At 59.9% G+C, this 17,152-nt stretch carries 16 protein-coding genes and 1 riboswitch; of the genes, 13 read left to right on the forward strand and 3 right to left on the reverse strand.

Going from position 1 to position 17,152, the window contains the following annotated elements; translation table 11 throughout:
* Positions 1 to 29: 29 nt before the first annotated feature.
* The 13 genes from dnaK to radC all read left to right on the forward strand — a co-directional run bounded on the left by dnaK (position 30) and on the right by radC (position 11,629).
* Positions 30 to 1,937, forward strand: a complete 1,908-nt coding sequence (gene dnaK, locus ACR0C5_RS11085) for a molecular chaperone DnaK (RefSeq protein WP_480876490.1) — start codon at positions 30 to 32, stop codon at positions 1,935 to 1,937.
* Between the two features lie 74 nt (positions 1,938 to 2,011).
* Complete coding sequence (gene dnaJ / locus ACR0C5_RS11090) at positions 2,012 to 3,157, forward strand: molecular chaperone DnaJ (protein WP_480876494.1); 1,146 nt, start codon at positions 2,012 to 2,014, stop codon at positions 3,155 to 3,157.
* 171 nt (positions 3,158 to 3,328) lie between these two features.
* Positions 3,329 to 3,435: riboswitch (TPP riboswitch) on the forward strand.
* A 45-nt stretch (positions 3,436 to 3,480) separates the two neighbouring features.
* Positions 3,481 to 4,284: a bifunctional hydroxymethylpyrimidine kinase/phosphomethylpyrimidine kinase gene (thiD, locus tag ACR0C5_RS11095; RefSeq protein ID WP_480876497.1), complete on the forward strand. Its 804-nt coding sequence runs from the start codon at positions 3,481 to 3,483 to the stop codon at positions 4,282 to 4,284.
* Entirely contained in the window at positions 4,281 to 5,258 is a 978-nt protein-coding gene (thiO, locus tag ACR0C5_RS11100) for a glycine oxidase ThiO (RefSeq protein ID WP_480876500.1), read from the forward strand. The genes thiD and thiO overlap by 4 nt, the downstream gene beginning before the upstream one ends.
* Positions 5,242 to 5,436: a sulfur carrier protein ThiS gene (thiS, locus tag ACR0C5_RS11105; protein WP_480552200.1), complete on the forward strand. Its 195-nt coding sequence runs from the start codon at positions 5,242 to 5,244 to the stop codon at positions 5,434 to 5,436. The genes thiO and thiS overlap by 17 nt, the downstream gene beginning before the upstream one ends.
* Before the next feature lie 2 nt (positions 5,437 to 5,438).
* Positions 5,439 to 6,203, forward strand: a complete 765-nt coding sequence (locus ACR0C5_RS11110) for a thiazole synthase (protein ID WP_480876503.1) — start codon at positions 5,439 to 5,441, stop codon at positions 6,201 to 6,203.
* The gene (locus ACR0C5_RS11115; protein WP_480876506.1) at positions 6,200 to 6,796 is read left to right on the forward strand and encodes a thiamine phosphate synthase; all 597 of its coding nucleotides are present in this window, start codon (positions 6,200 to 6,202) and stop codon (positions 6,794 to 6,796) included. Before ACR0C5_RS11110 ends, ACR0C5_RS11115 begins: the two co-directional genes overlap by 4 nt.
* Complete coding sequence (locus tag ACR0C5_RS11120; RefSeq protein ID WP_480876509.1) at positions 6,793 to 7,782, forward strand: ThiF family adenylyltransferase; 990 nt, start codon at positions 6,793 to 6,795, stop codon at positions 7,780 to 7,782. The genes ACR0C5_RS11115 and ACR0C5_RS11120 overlap by 4 nt, the downstream gene beginning before the upstream one ends.
* Positions 7,779 to 8,714 carry an ABC transporter substrate-binding protein gene (locus ACR0C5_RS11125; protein ID WP_480876512.1) on the forward strand — a complete coding sequence of 312 codons (936 nt, stop codon included), beginning with the start codon at positions 7,779 to 7,781 and terminating at the stop codon, positions 8,712 to 8,714. The genes ACR0C5_RS11120 and ACR0C5_RS11125 overlap by 4 nt, the downstream gene beginning before the upstream one ends.
* Complete coding sequence (gene tenA, locus ACR0C5_RS11130) at positions 8,711 to 9,385, forward strand: thiaminase II (RefSeq protein WP_480876515.1); 675 nt, start codon at positions 8,711 to 8,713, stop codon at positions 9,383 to 9,385. The genes ACR0C5_RS11125 and tenA overlap by 4 nt, the downstream gene beginning before the upstream one ends.
* The gene (locus ACR0C5_RS11135; protein WP_170771432.1) at positions 9,382 to 10,107 is read left to right on the forward strand and encodes an ABC transporter ATP-binding protein; all 726 of its coding nucleotides are present in this window, start codon (positions 9,382 to 9,384) and stop codon (positions 10,105 to 10,107) included. Before tenA ends, ACR0C5_RS11135 begins: the two co-directional genes overlap by 4 nt.
* Complete coding sequence (locus ACR0C5_RS11140; RefSeq protein ID WP_170771433.1) at positions 10,104 to 10,838, forward strand: ABC transporter permease; 735 nt, start codon at positions 10,104 to 10,106, stop codon at positions 10,836 to 10,838. Before ACR0C5_RS11135 ends, ACR0C5_RS11140 begins: the two co-directional genes overlap by 4 nt.
* Positions 10,839 to 10,873: 35 nt before the next feature.
* Positions 10,874 to 11,629: a RadC family protein gene (gene radC / locus ACR0C5_RS11145; RefSeq protein WP_480876519.1), complete on the forward strand. Its 756-nt coding sequence runs from the start codon at positions 10,874 to 10,876 to the stop codon at positions 11,627 to 11,629.
* 70 nt (positions 11,630 to 11,699) lie between these two features.
* Here radC and ACR0C5_RS11150 read toward each other — a convergent pair whose 3' ends face one another.
* The 3 genes from ACR0C5_RS11150 to secA form a co-directional block, all read right to left on the reverse strand.
* A complete protein-coding gene (locus ACR0C5_RS11150) occupies positions 11,700 to 13,250 on the reverse strand; it encodes a substrate-binding domain-containing protein (RefSeq protein ID WP_480876522.1) in 1,551 nt (516 codons plus the stop codon).
* A 25-nt stretch (positions 13,251 to 13,275) separates the two neighbouring features.
* A complete protein-coding gene (locus ACR0C5_RS11155; protein WP_480876525.1) occupies positions 13,276 to 14,199 on the reverse strand; it encodes a hypothetical protein in 924 nt (307 codons plus the stop codon).
* 100 nt (positions 14,200 to 14,299) lie between these two features.
* Positions 14,300 to 17,017, reverse strand: coding sequence for a preprotein translocase subunit SecA (gene secA, locus ACR0C5_RS11160; protein ID WP_170786096.1), 2,718 nt, complete (start codon positions 17,015 to 17,017; stop codon positions 14,300 to 14,302).
* Between the last annotated feature and the right edge of the window lie 135 nt (positions 17,018 to 17,152).

The raw sequence follows: 17,152 nt of genomic DNA on the forward strand, positions 1-17,152 counted from the left end.
ATCGCCTTGAAGAGAAAGGGATCGAACATATGAGTAAAGTAATCGGGATTGACCTGGGAACCACCAACTCGTGCGTGGCCATCATGGACGGCTCGCAGCCGAAGGTCATCGAAAACGCCGAAGGGGCGCGGACCACGCCCTCGATCGTCGCCTTCACCGAAGATGAGCGACTGGTCGGTCAGCCTGCAAAACGTCAGGCGGTCACCAACCCCGACAACACGATTTTTGGCGTCAAACGTCTGATCGGTCGTCGTGTGGATGATGCAGAAGTCGAAAAAGACAAGAAAATGGTGCCGTACGCCATCGTAAATGGCGGCAATGGCGACGCGTGGGTCGAAGCCCGCGGTGAGAAATACTCTCCAAGCCAGATCTCGGCCTTCACTCTGGGTAAGATGAAGGAAACCGCGGAAAGCTATCTGGGTGAGGAAGTCACGCAGGCCGTTATCACCGTTCCGGCATATTTTAACGACGCCCAGCGTCAGGCCACCAAAGACGCCGGTAAAATCGCCGGTCTGGAAGTGCTGCGGATCATCAACGAACCGACAGCTGCTGCTCTGGCCTATGGTCTGGACAAGGAAGAAACGCAAACCATCGCGGTTTATGACCTTGGTGGTGGTACCTTCGACGTGACCATTCTGGAAATCGACGACGGCCTGTTCGAGGTTAAATCGACCAACGGTGACACCTTCCTGGGTGGTGAAGACTTTGACATGCGCATCGTCAACTACCTGGCGGATGAGTTCAAAAAGGAACACGGTGTCGACCTGTCTCAGGACAAGATGGCTCTGCAGCGTCTGAAGGAAGCCGCCGAAAAAGCCAAGATCGAGCTGTCCTCGACCTCGCAGACCGAAATCAACCAGCCTTTCATCTCGATGGGTGCCAACGGTCAACCGCTGCACATGGTCATGAAACTGACCCGCGCCAAGCTTGAATCGCTGGTGGGCGACCTGATTAAGAAGTCGATGAAGCCTTGCGCAGCAGCTCTGAAAGACGCCGGTCTGTCGGCTGCTGACGTGGATGAGGTTGTTCTGGTCGGCGGTATGACCCGGATGCCGAAAGTGATCGAAGAGGTCACCAAGTTCTTCGGTAAAGAGCCCCACAAAGGCGTGAACCCGGACGAAGTGGTTGCCATGGGCGCCGCCATTCAGGCCGGTGTTCTGCAAGGCGACGTCAAAGACGTGGTTCTGCTGGATGTGACCCCGCTTTCGCTGGGGATTGAGACGCTGGGTGGCGTATTCACCCGCCTGATCGACCGCAACACGACCATCCCGACCAAAAAGTCTCAGGTCTTCTCGACCGCCGAGGATAACCAGAACGCCGTAACCATCCGCGTGTTCCAAGGTGAACGTGAAATGGCTGCGGACAACAAGATCCTGGGTCAGTTCAACCTCGAAGATATCCCACCCGCACCGCGCGGCATGCCTCAGATCGAGGTGACGTTTGATATCGACGCCAACGGTATTGTCTCGGTTTCGGCCAAAGACAAAGGCACCGGCAAAGAGCAGAAGATCACCATCCAAGCCTCGGGCGGTCTGTCCGACGAGGACATCGAAAAGATGGTCAAAGACGCGGAAGAAAACGCCGAAGCGGACAAGAGCCGCCGCGAGCTGGTGGATGCAAAGAACCAGGCGGAAAGCCTTATCCATTCGACCGAAAAGTCGATGGAAGAGCATTCCGACAAGGTCGATCCGACCACCATCGAGGCCATCGAACTGGCTATCGCCGCGCTGAAGGACGAGCTGGAAACCGAGAATGCCGACAAGATCAAGTCCGGTATTCAGAACGTTACCGAGGCGGCCATGAAGCTGGGCGAGGCGATCTACAAGGCGCAGGCCGAAGATGGTGAAGATGAGCCCGCGGCTGCGGACGCTGCGCCGGGTGATGATGATATTGTCGACGCCGAGTTCGAAGATCTGGACGACGACAAGCGTAACTAACGGGTAACCGTGCCAATTCGGGCCGGTCCGGTCACCGGGCCGGCCCGATTACGTTGAGGCAGAAGGACATACTGATGTCAAAACGCGACTACTATGATGTGCTCGGCGTATCCAAGGGCGCATCGGCGGACGAGATCAAGAAAGGTTTTCGCAAGAAAGCCAAGGAATTGCATCCGGACCGCAACAAAGACAACCCGGATGCCGAATCGCAGTTCAAAGAAGCGAATGAGGCGTACGACGTTCTGCGCGACGCCGAGAAGAAAGCCGCGTATGACCGTTTTGGCCACGCTGCATTTGAAAACGGCATGGGCGGCGGTGGCCGTCCCGGTGGCGGCTTTGGGCAGGGTGACTTTTCAAGCGCGTTCTCGGATGTGTTCGATGATCTGTTCGGCGATTTCATGGGCGGCCAACGCGGCGGCGGCGGACGACGCGCTGCACGGGGGTCGGACCTGCGTTATAACTTGCGCGTGACGCTGGAAGAGGCGTTCTCTGGGCTACAGAAAACCATCAACGTGCCGGCTGCCGTTGCCTGTTCGGCTTGCGACGGTTCGGGTGCCGAAGGTGGTGTAGAACCGACAACCTGCCCGACCTGCTCGGGTATGGGCAAAGTTCGGGCACAGCAGGGTTTCTTTACTGTGGAACGCACCTGCCCGACTTGCTCGGGTCTGGGCCAGATCATCAAGAACCCCTGTAAATCCTGTGGCGGTGCGGGTCGCGTGGAAAAAGAGCGCGCGCTATCCGTCAACATCCCCGCCGGGGTGGAAACGGGTACCCGTATACGTCTGGCGGGCGAGGGTGAGGCCGGAATGCGCGGCGGCCCTCCGGGTGATCTGTACATCTTCGTCGAAGTGTCGGACCATAAACTGTTCGAACGAGACAGCGTAAACCTCTATTGCCGCGTGCCAGTCAGCATGGCCAAAGCAGCGTTGGGCGGTTCGATCGAAGTTCCCACCATCGACGGTGGCCGCGGTCGCGTGCAAATCCCGGCGGGCAGCCAGTCAGGTCGTCAGATGCGCTTGCGCGGTAAAGGTATGCCGGCTTTGCGCGGCGGCGGTGTAGGCGACATGTTCATTGAACTTGCAGTAGAAACGCCGGTGAACCTGACAAGCCGTCAGAAAGAACTGTTGAAAGAGTTCGACGACTTAGGTGAAGATAACCACCCAGAGTCCAAAAGCTTTTTCTCATCCGTCAAGTCTTTCTGGGATGGAATGAAGGGCTGAAAAGTCGAATAGGGGGCTCTGCCCCCGCCGCCTGTTCCAGGCGACTCCCCCGGTATACTTTTGGCCAGGTAAAGTGGGATCCGCTCTTCATCTGGCCATAAATATCCCGAAGCGCGAGGCAGAGCCTCGCAGAATCCTCTTGATTATTTCTTGCGCGCCTGAGATGTTCCGCGCCAACCGTTGGGGTGCCTCCTAGAAGGGGCTGAGAGGTGCTTTCGCATCAACCCATCGAACCTGATCCGGGCAATTCCGGCGGAGGGAACGGTCGTCAAACTATGGACGGTTTCTACGCCGCGATTGCCCCAAGAATTTGGAGCAACGATATGGCCCGTATTGCATTGACGATTGCCGGTTCGGACAGCGGCGGTGGGGCTGGAATTCAAGCTGACCTCAAGGCCATGTCGGCGCTTGGGGTATACGGCGCCAGTGTGATAACGGCAGTGACGGCGCAAAATACCAGGGCGGTTACGGCGGTTCACGGGATCCCGCTGGATGTGATTGCGGCGCAGATCGAAGCGGTTCTGACGGACTTGGACGTGGGTGCCGTCAAGATCGGAATGCTCGCAACGCCTGACATTATCCACACTGTGGCCGACAGCATCGCCGAATTCGACGGCCCTATTGTGTTAGACCCTGTGATGATCGCCAAATCCGGCGACGCTTTGCTTGCCGAGGATGCTGTTCAAACTCTTCGGGATGTGTTGGTGCCTCGTGCCTCGGTCTTGACACCGAATTTGCCCGAGGCGGCGTGTTTGCTAGGGTCTTCGGATGCACAAAGCCCTAAGGAGATGGTCGAGCAAGGGCGCGGCCTATGTGGGTATGGGGCGCAAACTGTTCTGATGAAGGGCGGACACGGGCAAGGCGAGATCTGCCATGATCTTTTGGTCAGTTCGGCAGGGCTGATCGCCGAGTTCACCGCACCGCGCCGCCAAACCAGAAACACGCATGGCACCGGGTGCACCTTGTCCTCGTCTATTGCGGCCGGATTAGCTAAGGGTCTGACGATCCCGGACGCAGTTGCCCAGGCTCATGACTATTTGCAAGGTGCGATTGCCAAGGCGGATGCATTGGATATTGGGCAGGGCCACGGCCCGGTTCATCATTTTCATCAGGTTTGGCCTGCGTGACGATCTGGTCGGTCATAGGTGCCGGTGTTGCCGGATTGGCCGTGGCTAGCGAGATAGTGTCGCGCGGCGCCAAGGTGCAGGTCTTTGATCCCGGTGGCCCGCCCGGTGCGCATGGGTGTTCGTGGTGGGCTGGCGGGATGCTGGCTCCATGGTGCGAATATGAAAATGCCGAAGAGCCGGTGCTGCGATTGGGAAAGACCGCGTTGGACTGGTGGGCCGCGCGTACACAGGTGCAGCGGCGCGGAACTCTGGTCGTGGCCAATCCGCGCGATCTGCCGGATTTGCGGCGGTTTGCGCGCAGGACCCAGGCATTCGCAGATGTTGATCAGACCCAAATTCAAGAATTAGAGCCTGATCTGCATGGCTTCTCCAAAGCTTTGTTCTTCCCGGATGAGGCGCATCTGGACCCTCGGCAAGCGCTGCAGGACCTCTATCGGCAGTTGCAGGGTCAAGGGGTCGAATTTCACCAGAAAATAGCCCCGCCCCGTCTGGAAAACGCGATAGACTGCCGAGGGTTACATGCACGCGAGGTTTTGCATGATCTGCGCGGCGTGAAGGGTGAGATGCTGGTGATCCGCTGCCCGGATATCCACCTGACCCGCCCGGTGCGGCTGTTGCATCCGCGGATGCCGCTCTACATCGTACCGCGCGGAGATGGCGTTTACATGCTGGGCGCAACGATGATCGAGTCTGAGGACAGCAGTCGGATCACCGCGCGCTCCATTCTGGAGTTGCTCAGTGCAGCCTATGCGCTGAACCCGGCCTTCGGTGAGGCCGAGGTTCTGGAGATTGGTGTCGATCTACGTCCTGCTTTTCCCGACAACCTGCCGCATATCCGGCGCTTGGGCCACACGATCTACGCCAACGGCCTGTATCGCCACGGCTATCTGCTGGCCCCGGCTTTGGCGCGGGGTGTGGCCGATCTGGCACTTGAGAACAAACATTCGGAGATGGTCGATGAAGATCGTGCTTAATGGCGAATCCCGCAAAATTGCGGCTCTGACACTGGCCGATATGCTGGTTGAGTGCGGATTCTCGGGTCGGGTCGCAACGGCGGTGAACGAGGAATTCGTTCCTTCGAGCCTGCGCATCTCGCACAAATTGGTGGATGGCGACCGGGTCGAGGTCGTCGCACCGATGCAGGGGGGCTGAGGATGAAGACGTTCTACAGTACCGAATTGCCCAACCCCTTGATGCTGGGCACAGCACAATATCCAAGCCCGGCCATTCTGGAGCAGGCGTTTCGGGAAAGTGGGGCCGGAGTGGCCACTGTGTCGCTGCGGCGCGAATCCGGGGCGGGTCAGACCTTTTGGCAGATGATCCAGGACCTCGGCGTGCTGATCCTGCCAAACACTGCCGGGTGCCATACGGTCAAAGAGGCTGTGACTACTGCGCAGATGGCGCGTGAGGTGTTCGACACCAAATGGATCAAGCTGGAACTGATCGGGCACACGGATAGTCTGCAGCCGGATGTGTTCCAACTGGTCGAGGCTGCCCGCATCCTGACCGAGGAAGGGTTTCAGGTCTTCCCCTACACCACCGACGATCTGATCGTGGGTGAACGTCTGCTGGCCGCAGGGTGTGAGGTGCTGATGCCCTGGGGCGCGCCGATTGGGTCGGGGCGCGGGCTGAACAACGAATACGCATTGCGGGCGATGCGGGCGGAATTCCCCGATGTGCCGCTGGTGATTGACGCGGGCATTGGCCTGCCCAGCCACGCCGCGCGCGCGATGGAGCTGGGCTATGACGCGGTACTGCTGAACACCGCCGTGGCGCGCGCGGGTGATCCGCCGGCGATGGCGCGGGCCATGATGCAGGCGACCCTTGCCGGGCAACTGGCCCATCAAGCCGACCCGATCGAGGCGCGCGATATGGCCGAAGCCTCGACCCCCGTGATCGGAAAGGCGTTTCTGTCATGAGCCTCGACCGCTTTTACCCGATCTTTGATCACTCGGACTGGCTGCGGCGGATGCTGCCGCTGGGCGTGAAACTGGTGCAGCTGCGCGCCAAGGATCAACCCGATGCGGTCGTGCACGAACAGATTGCGCAGTCACGCGATCTGTGCCGCCAGCATGGCGCGGTCCTGGTGGTGAACGACTATTGGCAGGCCGCGATTGAGGCCGGATGCGATTGGATTCACCTGGGGCAGGAGGATCTGGACGATGCCGATCTGAAAGCTATCCGCAAGGCTGGGCTGAAGCTGGGCGTGTCGACCCATGACGATGACGAGTTGGAACGTGTTCTGGCGATGGCCCCGGATTATGTGGCGCTGGGGCCGGTTTATCCGACCATCCTGAAAAAGATGAAATGGCATCAGCAGGGTCTGTCGCGCGTCACCGAATGGAAGGCGCGGGTGGGCGATATCCCTCTGGTCGGGATCGGCGGGATGAGCGTCGAGCGCGCGTCGGGTGTTCTGCAGGCGGGGGCTGATATCGTCTCGGTCGTCACAGATATCACCCTGAACACTGACCCCGAAGCGCGCGTGCGCGAATGGATCGAGGCCACCCGATGAGCCGTTATGCCCGCCAAACCATCCTGACCGAGGTAGGCGCAGAAGGGCAGGCGCGTCTGTCCTCGGCGCATGTGCTGGTTGTGGGGGCCGGAGGGCTGGCTGCGCCGGTCTTGCCATTGTTGGCTGGGGCTGGGGTAGGGCGGATCACGGTGATGGATAGGGATACAGTTGATCTGTCCAACCTGCATCGCCAGACTCTGTTCGCGCAGGCGGATTGTGGGCGACTCAAGGCTAAAGTGGCCGCCGAGAGGTGTCGGGCCTTAAACGATGAGATCGAAGTTGAGGCGCTAGAACATGCTTTAACAAGTACAAATGCGCCCAATATGGCCGCGCAGGCGGATGTGATCCTGGATTGTGCTGACAGCTATGCGGCCAGCTATATTCTGTCCGATACTTGTTTAGCGCAGGGGAAACCGTTGATCAGCGCCTCGGTGCTGGGGCTGTCGGGCTATGTTGGTGGGTTCTGCGGAGGAGCGCCCTCGCTGCGCGCGGTGTTCCCTGACGCGCCCGATAGCGGAGCGAGCTGCGCCACAGCGGGTGTACTGGGTCCGGTCGTTGGAACAATTGGCGCGATGCAGGCGCAGATGGCGCTGAATCTGATCCTTGGGATCTCGCCCTCGCCCTTGGGGCAGATGGTTCAATACGACGCCCGTACCCTGCGTACCAGCACCTTCCGGTTCGACAACGCGCCCGAACCCAATAGCTGTTTTCGGTTCGTCTCAGCCAGTCAACTCGGTGCTGAAGATCAAATCATAGAGCTGCGCGATGAGGCTGAGGCGGCGATCCCAGCGCATCCGAACGCGCAGCGCATTTCGCCTGAAAATTTGGAAGAAATAGACCCTAAACAAGGCAAAAGACTGGCCTTGTGTTGCGCCACTGGCCTGCGCGCATGGCGTGCTGCCGAACAAATTCAATCGGATTGGCCGGGCGAGATTGTCCTCGTCGCGGCCTCGACCTCGAAAGCGAAAAGGAAACGCGAGACATGAAAAAGCTGATCACCGCCATCGCTCTGCTGGCCGCTGCGCCAGCCTGGGCCGAGGACAAGATGACCGTCCTGCTGGACTGGTTCATCAACCCTGATCACGGCCCGATCATCGTGGCACAGGAAAATGGCTATTTCGCCGAGCAGGGGCTTGAGGTTGAAATCGTCCCGCCCGCCGATCCTTCTGCCCCGCCGCGTCTGGTGGCAGCAGGTCAAGCTGAACTGGCGGTGTCCTACCAGCCGCAGCTGCACCTGCAAATCCACGAAGGGCTGCCGCTGAAACGCGTGGGCACGCTGGTTGCGACCCCGCTGAACTGCCTTCTGGTGTTGGAAGACGGTCCGATTAAATCTTTGGCCGACCTGAAGGGGAAAAAGATCGGCTTCTCGGTCGCGGGCGTGGAAGAGGCCATTCTGACCGCCATGCTGAATGCCCATGGGGTGGCGCTGGACGATATCGAATTGATCAACGTGAACTTCTCGCTGTCGCCGTCGCTGATGACCGGGCAGGTGGATGCGGTGATCGGTGCGTTCCGCAATTTCGAACTGAACCAGATGGATATCGAAGGTGTCGCGGGCCGCTGCTTTTACATCGAGGAAGAAGGCGTGCCGTCCTATGATGAGCTGATCTATGTGGCCAATCCCGAAACCATGGATGCTGACATGATCGCGCGTTTTCTGGCCGCGACCGAGAAGGCCACGCAGTACATCGTCAACAACCCCGAAAAAAGCTGGGAGATTTTTGCGGCCACCTCGCCCGAGCTGCAGGATGAGCTGAACGCGCGCGCATGGGTCGACACTCTGCCCCGTTTCGCCCTGCGCCCCGCTGGTTTTGACGCCGGTCGGTACGCGCGGTTCGAAGCGTTCCTGAAGGACAGCGGCATGATCGACAGTATCAACCCGGTTAGCGACATCACCATCGACGTGACCGCGCAATGAGCGACTATGGCAAAGCCTTCACGCTGATGCGTGATGCGGCGCAGGGGCCGTGGCGGGATTATACCCACCACGCCTTTGTCGAAGGGATGAAGGACGGCACACTGCCGCGTGAGGCGTTCCTGCACTATCTGCGTCAGGATTACGTCTTCCTGATCCATTTTAGCCGCGCCTGGGCTTTGGCGGTCGTGAAATCGGAAACGCATGAAGAGATGCTGACGGCTGTGGGCACCGTGAACGCTCTGGTCGCCGAAGAGATGCAGCTGCATATTGGGATCTGCGAAGCGGCTGGGATTTCTCAGGAGGAGCTGTTCGCGACCCCCGAGCGAGCCGAAAATCTGGCATACACGCGGTTCGTGTTAGAGGCCGGGTATAGCGGAGATCTGCTGGACCTGCTGGCGGCCCTTGCGCCCTGTGTCATGGGTTATGGTGAGATCGGCGCGCGGCTGGCTGCCGAGGCTACATCCGAGACCTATCGTGATTGGATCAACACCTATGCCGGTGAAGACTACCAAGGCGCGTGCAAAGCGGTCGGAGAGTTGTTCAATCAGGCTCTAACGGGGCGTATTGGGGCAGATTTCGAAGCCTCACCGCGTTGGGATCGACTGTGTCAGACCTTCCGCACTGCGACCGAGCTTGAGGTCAACTTCTGGCAAATGGGTCTGACCCCGTGACCCAAGCGCCTGATCTGACCATCAGTGGCTCGGCCACAATCGACGGCGCGCCCTTGTTCGCGCCGTTGGCCCTGACCCTTGGGGCTGGGCAGTGGACGTGTCTGCTGGGTGGATCGGGTGTGGGGAAAACCACTGTCCTGCGCCTGATTGCCGGGCTTGAGACTGGCGCAGAATTCAAGGGCCGGATCAACGCAAGCGACACGCAGCCTGTGGCGAACCGCGTCGCCTATATGGCGCAGGACGACCTGTTGCTGCCCTGGGCGACGGTGGCGCAGAATGTGTCGCTGGGCGCGCGGTTGAGGGGTGAGAAGCCCGACCTGGCCCGCCGGGACCGTCTGATCGAGCGGATGCGATTGCAGGATCATCTGAACAAAAAACCCGGAGAATTGTCTGGCGGTCAGCGTCAGCGCGTGGCCTTGGCGCGTACGTTGATGGAGGACCGGCCCATCGTGTTATTGGATGAGCCGTTCTCGGCCCTCGACGCCCGCACCCGCGCCGATATGCAGGATCTGGCGGCCGAGGCGCTGGCGGGGCGCACCGTTCTTTTGGTGACGCACGATCCGGCCGAGGCCGCACGATTGGGTCAATCCATCATGGTGATGACCGCGCAGGGGCTGACGCCCTGCGAGCCACCTTCGGCCCCGGCCCCGCGCCATGTGGATGATCTGGAAACATTGGAGACGCAGGGCGCGTTGCTGCGGTTATTGAGAGAGGCGGCATGAAGATCCTGTCCGCCCTTGCCGCAACTGTATTCGCGCTGGCCGTCTGGCAGGCGATTGTCAGCCTAACGGGCCTGCCGAAATTCATCCTGCCCGGTCCGGCACTGGTGGCTGAGACATGGTGGCAGAACCGCTGGGTGATCGCCGAACATACGTGGATTACAGCGGTAGAGGTAGTGATCGGGCTCGCCCTCGGCACGGTTCTGGGCGTGATCACCGCGCTGCATCTGGCGAATTCGCGAGCGGCGCGGGTGTTGGTGCAGCCGATGCTAGTCTTCACACAGGCGCTGCCGGTGTTTGCTCTGGCCCCGTTGTTGACCCTGTGGCTGGGTTATGGGCTGTGGTCCAAGGTCGCGATGGCGGTGCTGATCATCTATTTCCCGATCACCTCGTCTTTTTTTGACGGATTGATGCGCACGCCCCCCGGCTATCTGGACCTTGCACGCACCATGCAGGCCAGCCCGCGTGCAGTGTTGTGGCATATCCGCATTCCGGCTGCGCTGCCCTCGCTGGCGTCGGGGATGCGGCTGGCGGCGGTTTATGCGCCCATCGGGGCCGTGATTGGCGAGTGGGTGGGCTCGTCTCAAGGCTTGGGCTATCTAATGCTGCTGGCCAATGGGCGCGCCAAGACCGATCTGATGTTTGCCGCGATGCTGACTTTGGGGGTTTTTTCGATCCTGTTGCATATTATCATTCGCCGCGCCACGGCGCGCATGGCAGGTGAAGCGCGTTAACGGTTTGGAAACCGATTCGGCGTCAGGGTGAGAAGATGACCAAGGACGCCTTTGCTGAAGCCCCGATGCTGTTTGAAACGGACGAAGCGCCCGCGCAGCCGCTGCCAAGTGGTCGATTGCCCTCCTATATCAAAGACCATCGCAAGCGGCTGCGCGAAAGGTTCATGTCGGGCGGGTCCGCTGCAATGCCGGATTATGAGTTGTTGGAGCTGGTGCTGTTCCGGTCCATCCCCCGGCAGGATGTGAAACCGCTGGCGCGAGCGCTGATGGATACGTTTGGGGATTTCAACCGCGTGCTGACCGCGCCCGAAGAACGGCTGCGTCAGATCAAAGGTGCGGGTGAGACGGTCATCACCGACCTGAAGATTCTTGAGGCTTGCGCCCATCGTATGGCCCGTGCGCGAGTAATGCAGCGGCATGTGATCTCGGGCTGGGACGCGCTGCTGGATTACTGCCACACGACCATGGCCCATCGCGAGACCGAGCAGTTCCGGGTGTTCTATCTGGACCGTAAGAACGTGCTGATCGCGGATGAGGAGCAGGCTAAAGGCACCGTCGATCATGTGCCGGTCTACCCGCGGGAGGTGGCGAAACGGGCGCTGGAGCTGAATGCCTCGGCGCTTATTCTGGTGCATAACCATCCGTCAGGTGACCCAACGCCCTCGCAGTCGGATATCGATATGACCACCCGGATTCAGGATGCCTGTGTCGCGTTGGGTCTGACCTTGCATGACCACCTGATCATCGGGAAATCGACAGAACTGAGTTTCCGGTCGGAAGGATATTTGTAGGGGCTTTGCTCTTCTTCGCCTTTGGGGACGATTCACCCCCGCCGTATTTGGAACGAGAAGAAGGGCCGGGCTATTGGACCCAAACCTCGACCCTACGATTGACCTTTCGTCCCCATTCGGTGTCGTCGCAGGCCATGGGCATGGCTTCGCCAAAACCGTCGACATTCAGTTCCACCTTTTCGGAGATCGAAGCTTCAATTGCGGCCAGAACGGCGTTGCGCACGGTTTTGGCGCGCAGCAGGGCGATCTGGGCGTTAGCTTGTGCCGATCCGTCGCCGTCGCTGAAGCCGATAAATGTGAGGCGCCGGGTGTCGAATTGGCCGGATTCCACCAGCTGAGCCAAAAGCTGGATGTTGGCGCGCGATTGCGCGTCGGGGCGGGAGGAGCCTGTCTCGAACCGGAAGGACAGCGACAGCCGAGATTGGGCGCGCAATGTACCTACTATGCGTTGTAGCTCGTCCAGCCCAATTTCAGCCCCGCCCGAGGCGACGGCGTTGGCCAGGCGATGTCCCTGCTGGTCGATGGACAACAGCTCGGGGGCTTGATCGACGAAACCTGCATCTCGGATTGCGACTTGCGCCTCGGGGCTTTGGGCGAAAGACAGAAACTGCCTTGCGATCCGGGGCAGGCGACGGTTGGGCAAGTAAAGGAACATGGGCGAGGTGAGGGGGTAGTCCTCGGTCTTGATGGATTGTCGGGTCGCCGCCAGCGCGTGACCGCAGCCGCCGGTCAGGGGCAACGCGCGGACCGTGTCGACCGCCGCCTGGCTGGCGATGCCGATGGCGAACGGATCCCGTGCAACTGCCTGAACCAGAGCGCTGCTGCGGTTATGCTGGTTGATCCTTGCGGGCAGGGAGGCGTTTACCGGTGTCAGCAAACTGTCCTGCAAGGCTTGCGACGGGTCGGTGTCCGGCAGATGCACGGCAATTGGCGCGTCGGGTCCGCCCAGGCTGGTCCAGTTCGTGATCTCTCCGGTGAAGATGCGGACCAGATCAGCGGGTGATATCTGTCGGATCGGATTGTCCGGTGACACCACCGGCACCAACGCGTCCAGTGCCACGATGCGGGACCGCCGGGCCAGGGACAGATCGCCCAAACCGGCCTTGATGGCGCTGTCTTGCTCGGTTGGTCGAACCTCGCGCAGGGCCATGACGATGTCGGCCGAACCTGACACTTGATCGGCAAACCCCTGGTCGGTGGTTGTGGGGGTGAATACGAACCGACCCAGCGGCGCCGCGCGGTCGGGTCTAGTCAGCTCATAGGCAAATTGCCCGCCCTCCAGATGTCGTGGGGTCGCGGCCCACCCTTCGTGTCGGGCAAAGGCCACCAAAAGCGCGGGCAAGATGTTCTCGGCCATAACTGACGCGCCGGACAGGCGAACCTCGGCCACAAAATCTGTCAGGCTGGGGCAAGCGGGACCCGTGCAGGTCACACCCGAGCCGTCAACGGTAAGCGCGCCGAACCGGGTGTCGATGCGATAGAACTCGCCGTCATAGCCTAGCAGATTGCCGATTACCTCGACCTTGCCGTCATGCGAGGTCAGGGTGATGTCTTGCGCAGCCGCCTGCGACGCAGATGCCAAGGAGAAGAGTGCGGCGGTCGCCACACGAAGAAATGTCATAAGATGCCCGAGCCTGCCTGCGGTTTTACTTTGCCGCGATTTTCAGGTCTTCGAGCAGATTATTCAACACCAGAAACTCACCCGCTTTCGAACATTCCGGCAGAGTGACGGACAGGTCGCGCGCGCTGAGGCGCTGATCGCCGCGCAGTTCCAGCGATTGCAGGTGCAGTTCCTGGCCGCAATTTGCCCGGGTCACTTCGGCCTCGACCGACAGGGTGATCGAGCCGGTCTGATCGGATTGCCCTGCAGGGTAGGAATAGACCTGAACGTTCTGCGCGTCGTTCAGGTCGGGTTGACCCAGATGGACAACTTGCCCGGCGCCCTGTGTTTTGGCGTCAACCGAGACATGGCCGGTGCTGCCATAGCTTGCGCCAAACTCCAGCGCATGGATTTGCAGGTCCGTATTGCCTTGCCAGTGCAGGGCCACGCGATCGAAATGGGTGATATCGGGGATATGTGTGGTCGCAACAGTGCCCGCCTGATCCCCGACCGAGATCAGGAAGATCGCATATTCGCTGAGCGCCGGGATTGTCACTTCCAGACGACCGTTCGCGTCTGTTTGTTGCGTGACGGTCAGGCCGCTGTGATGCACATCAATCCGTTCGCCCGCGTGGCAAGGGGCAAGGACGGTCAGTTGCGCTGCAGCACCGGGTACAGCCCGCGCCCGTGCGCCGATAGCGCAGTCCGTCGGGCCCGAGGGGGCAGACCCGTTGGCGTGCAGCTTGCGATGTCCGGTTGTGGTGTCGTCCGGCGTTTCGTGGGCCGGAGTCGAGGAGGTCAGAACGATATCCTCCAGCCCTGCGATGATCGCCGTGTGATCCATGACAGAACTGATCTGCGTCTGCTGGACGTCAGGTTCCGCAGGCGTTCCATTCTGCATCAGGTAACCAATGGCCAGGGCACAGGCAACGGTACCCCCAGTGGTCACGTAGTTCTTAATTACAAACAAAACACCCTCCCCAGTTGAAGGAGCGAGTCGCACCCTGCGGGTCAATCACGGCCAATATGTGGCCGTGACGCGGGTTAATTGTGTCTGAACTAAGGTGATGTCAGGTCAGGCGTCCGTGGCAATGTTTGAACTTCTTGCCCGAACCGCAGGGGCATCTGTCGTTGCGTGACGGGTTGCCCCATGTGCTTGGATCGTTTTCATCGAAACCGGGTCGCGCATCACCCGAGGCTTCGGCCTCGGCCACAGCTTCGGCCTGGCCTGCGGCCTGATCGACCGCCTGCTGCGCTTGGGCCTGTTGCGCCTGCATCTGCGCCAACATCTCGCGCTGTTCTTCCTCGGTCAGAGGGCGCACGCGCGACAATTGCTGAGTCACGGTTTCGCGCAAACTGTCCAACATGCTTTCAAACAGCTGGAAGCTTTCGTTCTTATACTCGTTCAGCGGATCGCGCTGGGCATAGCCCCGGAACCCAACGACCGAGCGCAGATGCTCCAGTGTCAGCAGGTGTTCACGCCATTTGCTGTCGATGGTGTTCAGCAGAACCTGCTTTTCGATGTTGCGCATGTTCTCGGGGCCAAAAGCGGCCGCCTTTTGCGCCATCATCTCGTCGGCGGCCTTGACCAAACGCTCGCGCACCTGTTCGTCATCCACGCCTTCTTCCGCGGCCCAATCCTGTACGGGCGCGTCGATGGTCAGCTTGTCCTTGATCGCCTCGTGCAATCCATCGGTGTCCCACTGATCAGCATAGGATTTCGGCGGCATGTATTCGTCGATCAGATCGTCGATGACCTGTTCGCGCATGTCCGAGACCACATCTGAGAGGTCATCGGCAGACATGATCTCGCGCCGTTGGCTGAACACCACTTTCCGTTGGTCGTTCATCACGTCATCAAATTTCAGAACGTTCTTGCGCATGTCAAAGTTGCGGCCTTCGACCTTGGATTGCGCCCGCTCCAGCGATTTGTTGACCCAGGGATGAACGATGGCCTCGCCCTCTTGCATGCCCAGGGTGTGCAGAACTTTGTCCAGACGTTCCGAGCCAAAGATGCGCATAAGGTCGTCTTCGAGGCTGAGGTAAAATACTGTGCGGCCCGGATCACCCTGACGGCCCGAACGGCCACGCAGCTGGTTATCGATGCGGCGGCTTTCGTGGCGTTCTGATGCCATAACAAACAGACCACCAGCGGCCAGAACCTTTTCTTTTTCCTCGGCGTGAGTTGCTTCTTCGGCCGCGCGCAGTTCGGCGGGGTCGGCCTCGGGGTTTTCGGCCAGCGCCTTCAGCACTTTCATTTCCACATTGCCGCCCAACTGGATGTCGGTTCCGCGACCGGCCATGTTGGTGGCGATGGTGACTGCGCCCAGACGCCCCGCATCGGCGACGATCTGCGCCTCTTGCTCGTGCTGGCGGGCGTTGAGAACGTTGTGCTGGATGCCTTCTTTGGTCAGCATCTGGCTGAGCAGTTCGGATTTCTCGATCGAGGTGGTGCCCAGCAGAACTGGTTGGCCCTTTTCCTGCGCTTCTTTGGTTTCTTCGATCATCGCGCCGTATTTCTCGGCACCAGTGCGATAGACCTGATCATCTTCGTCTACACGTGCAATTGGCTTGTTGGTCGGAACCTCGACCACGCCCAGGCCATAGATTTCTTGGAATTCTTCGGCCTCGGTCAGGGCAGTGCCGGTCATGCCGCCCAACTTGTCATAAAGGCGGAAATAGTTCTGGAAGGTCACGCTGGCCAGCGTCACGTTCTCGGGCTGGATCTGTACACCTTCCTTGGCCTCGATGGCCTGGTGCAGACCTTCCGACAGACGGCGACCCGGCATCATGCGCCCGGTGAATTCGTCGATCAGAACGACATTGCCGTCGCGCACGATATAGTCCTTGTCGCGCTGGAACAGTTTGTGCGCCCGCAGACCTTGGTTCACGTGGTGAACGACTGTGGTGCTTTCGGGATCATACAGCGAATGGCCCTCGGGGATCAGTCCGGCTGCGATCAGTTGTTCTTCAAGAAACTCGTTGCCTTCATCGGTGAAGGTCACGTTCCGCGATTTCTCGTCCAGCGAATAGTGGTCGTCCTGCAACGAAGGGATCAGCCCGTCGATCGTAGTATACATGTCAGACCGGTCCTGCGACGGGCCCGAGATGATCAGTGGCGTGCGCGCCTCGTCAATCAGGATCGAGTCGACCTCGTCCACAATCGCGAAATTGTGGTATTTTTGATAAATCTCGGCCAGATCGGACTTCATGTTGTCGCGCAGATAGTCGAAGCCCAGCTCGTTATTGGTGGCATAGGTGATGTCGCAGGCGTAGGCGGCTTTCTTTTCCGCATCTGGCTGACCAGACCAGATCACACCCGTGGTCATGCCCAAAGCGCCAAAAACCTTGCCCATCCAGTCCGAGTCGCGCTTGGCCAGGTATTCGTTCACGGTGACCACATGCACGCCCTTGCCGGTCAGAGCGTTCAGATAGGCCGGGAACGTGGCGACCAGCGTTTTGCCCTCACCTGTTTTCATTTCCGAAATGTTGCCCTGATGCAGGAACGCGCCGCCCATCAACTGCACGTCAAAGGCGCGCAGACCCAGCGCGCGCTTGGCGCCTTCGCGTACGTTGGCAAAGGCTTCGGGCAGCAGGTCATCCAGGCTCTCGCCGTCCAACGCCCGTTTACGCAATTCCTCGGTCTTTTCCTTCAGACCGTCATCCGACAATTTCTCGAACTCGGGTTCCAGCGCGTTGATCTGGTCGATCAGGGGGCGGGTCGCCTTGATCTTGCGGTCGTTCGGTGTTCCGAACACCTTTTTGGCGAGCGTTCCGAGTCCCAGCATGTTCACTCCAGCGGATCTGTTCTTGTCTTGGTTGCGACAGGCTTGCCCACCTTGCGCGCAACCCATAGATACGGGGGGTGAAAGGCGGCCCTGTCCAAGGCTTCAAAGCGATGTAAGCGGCAGGTTCCACAGTGT

The organism is Ruegeria sp. N8 (genome assembly GCF_056531325.1).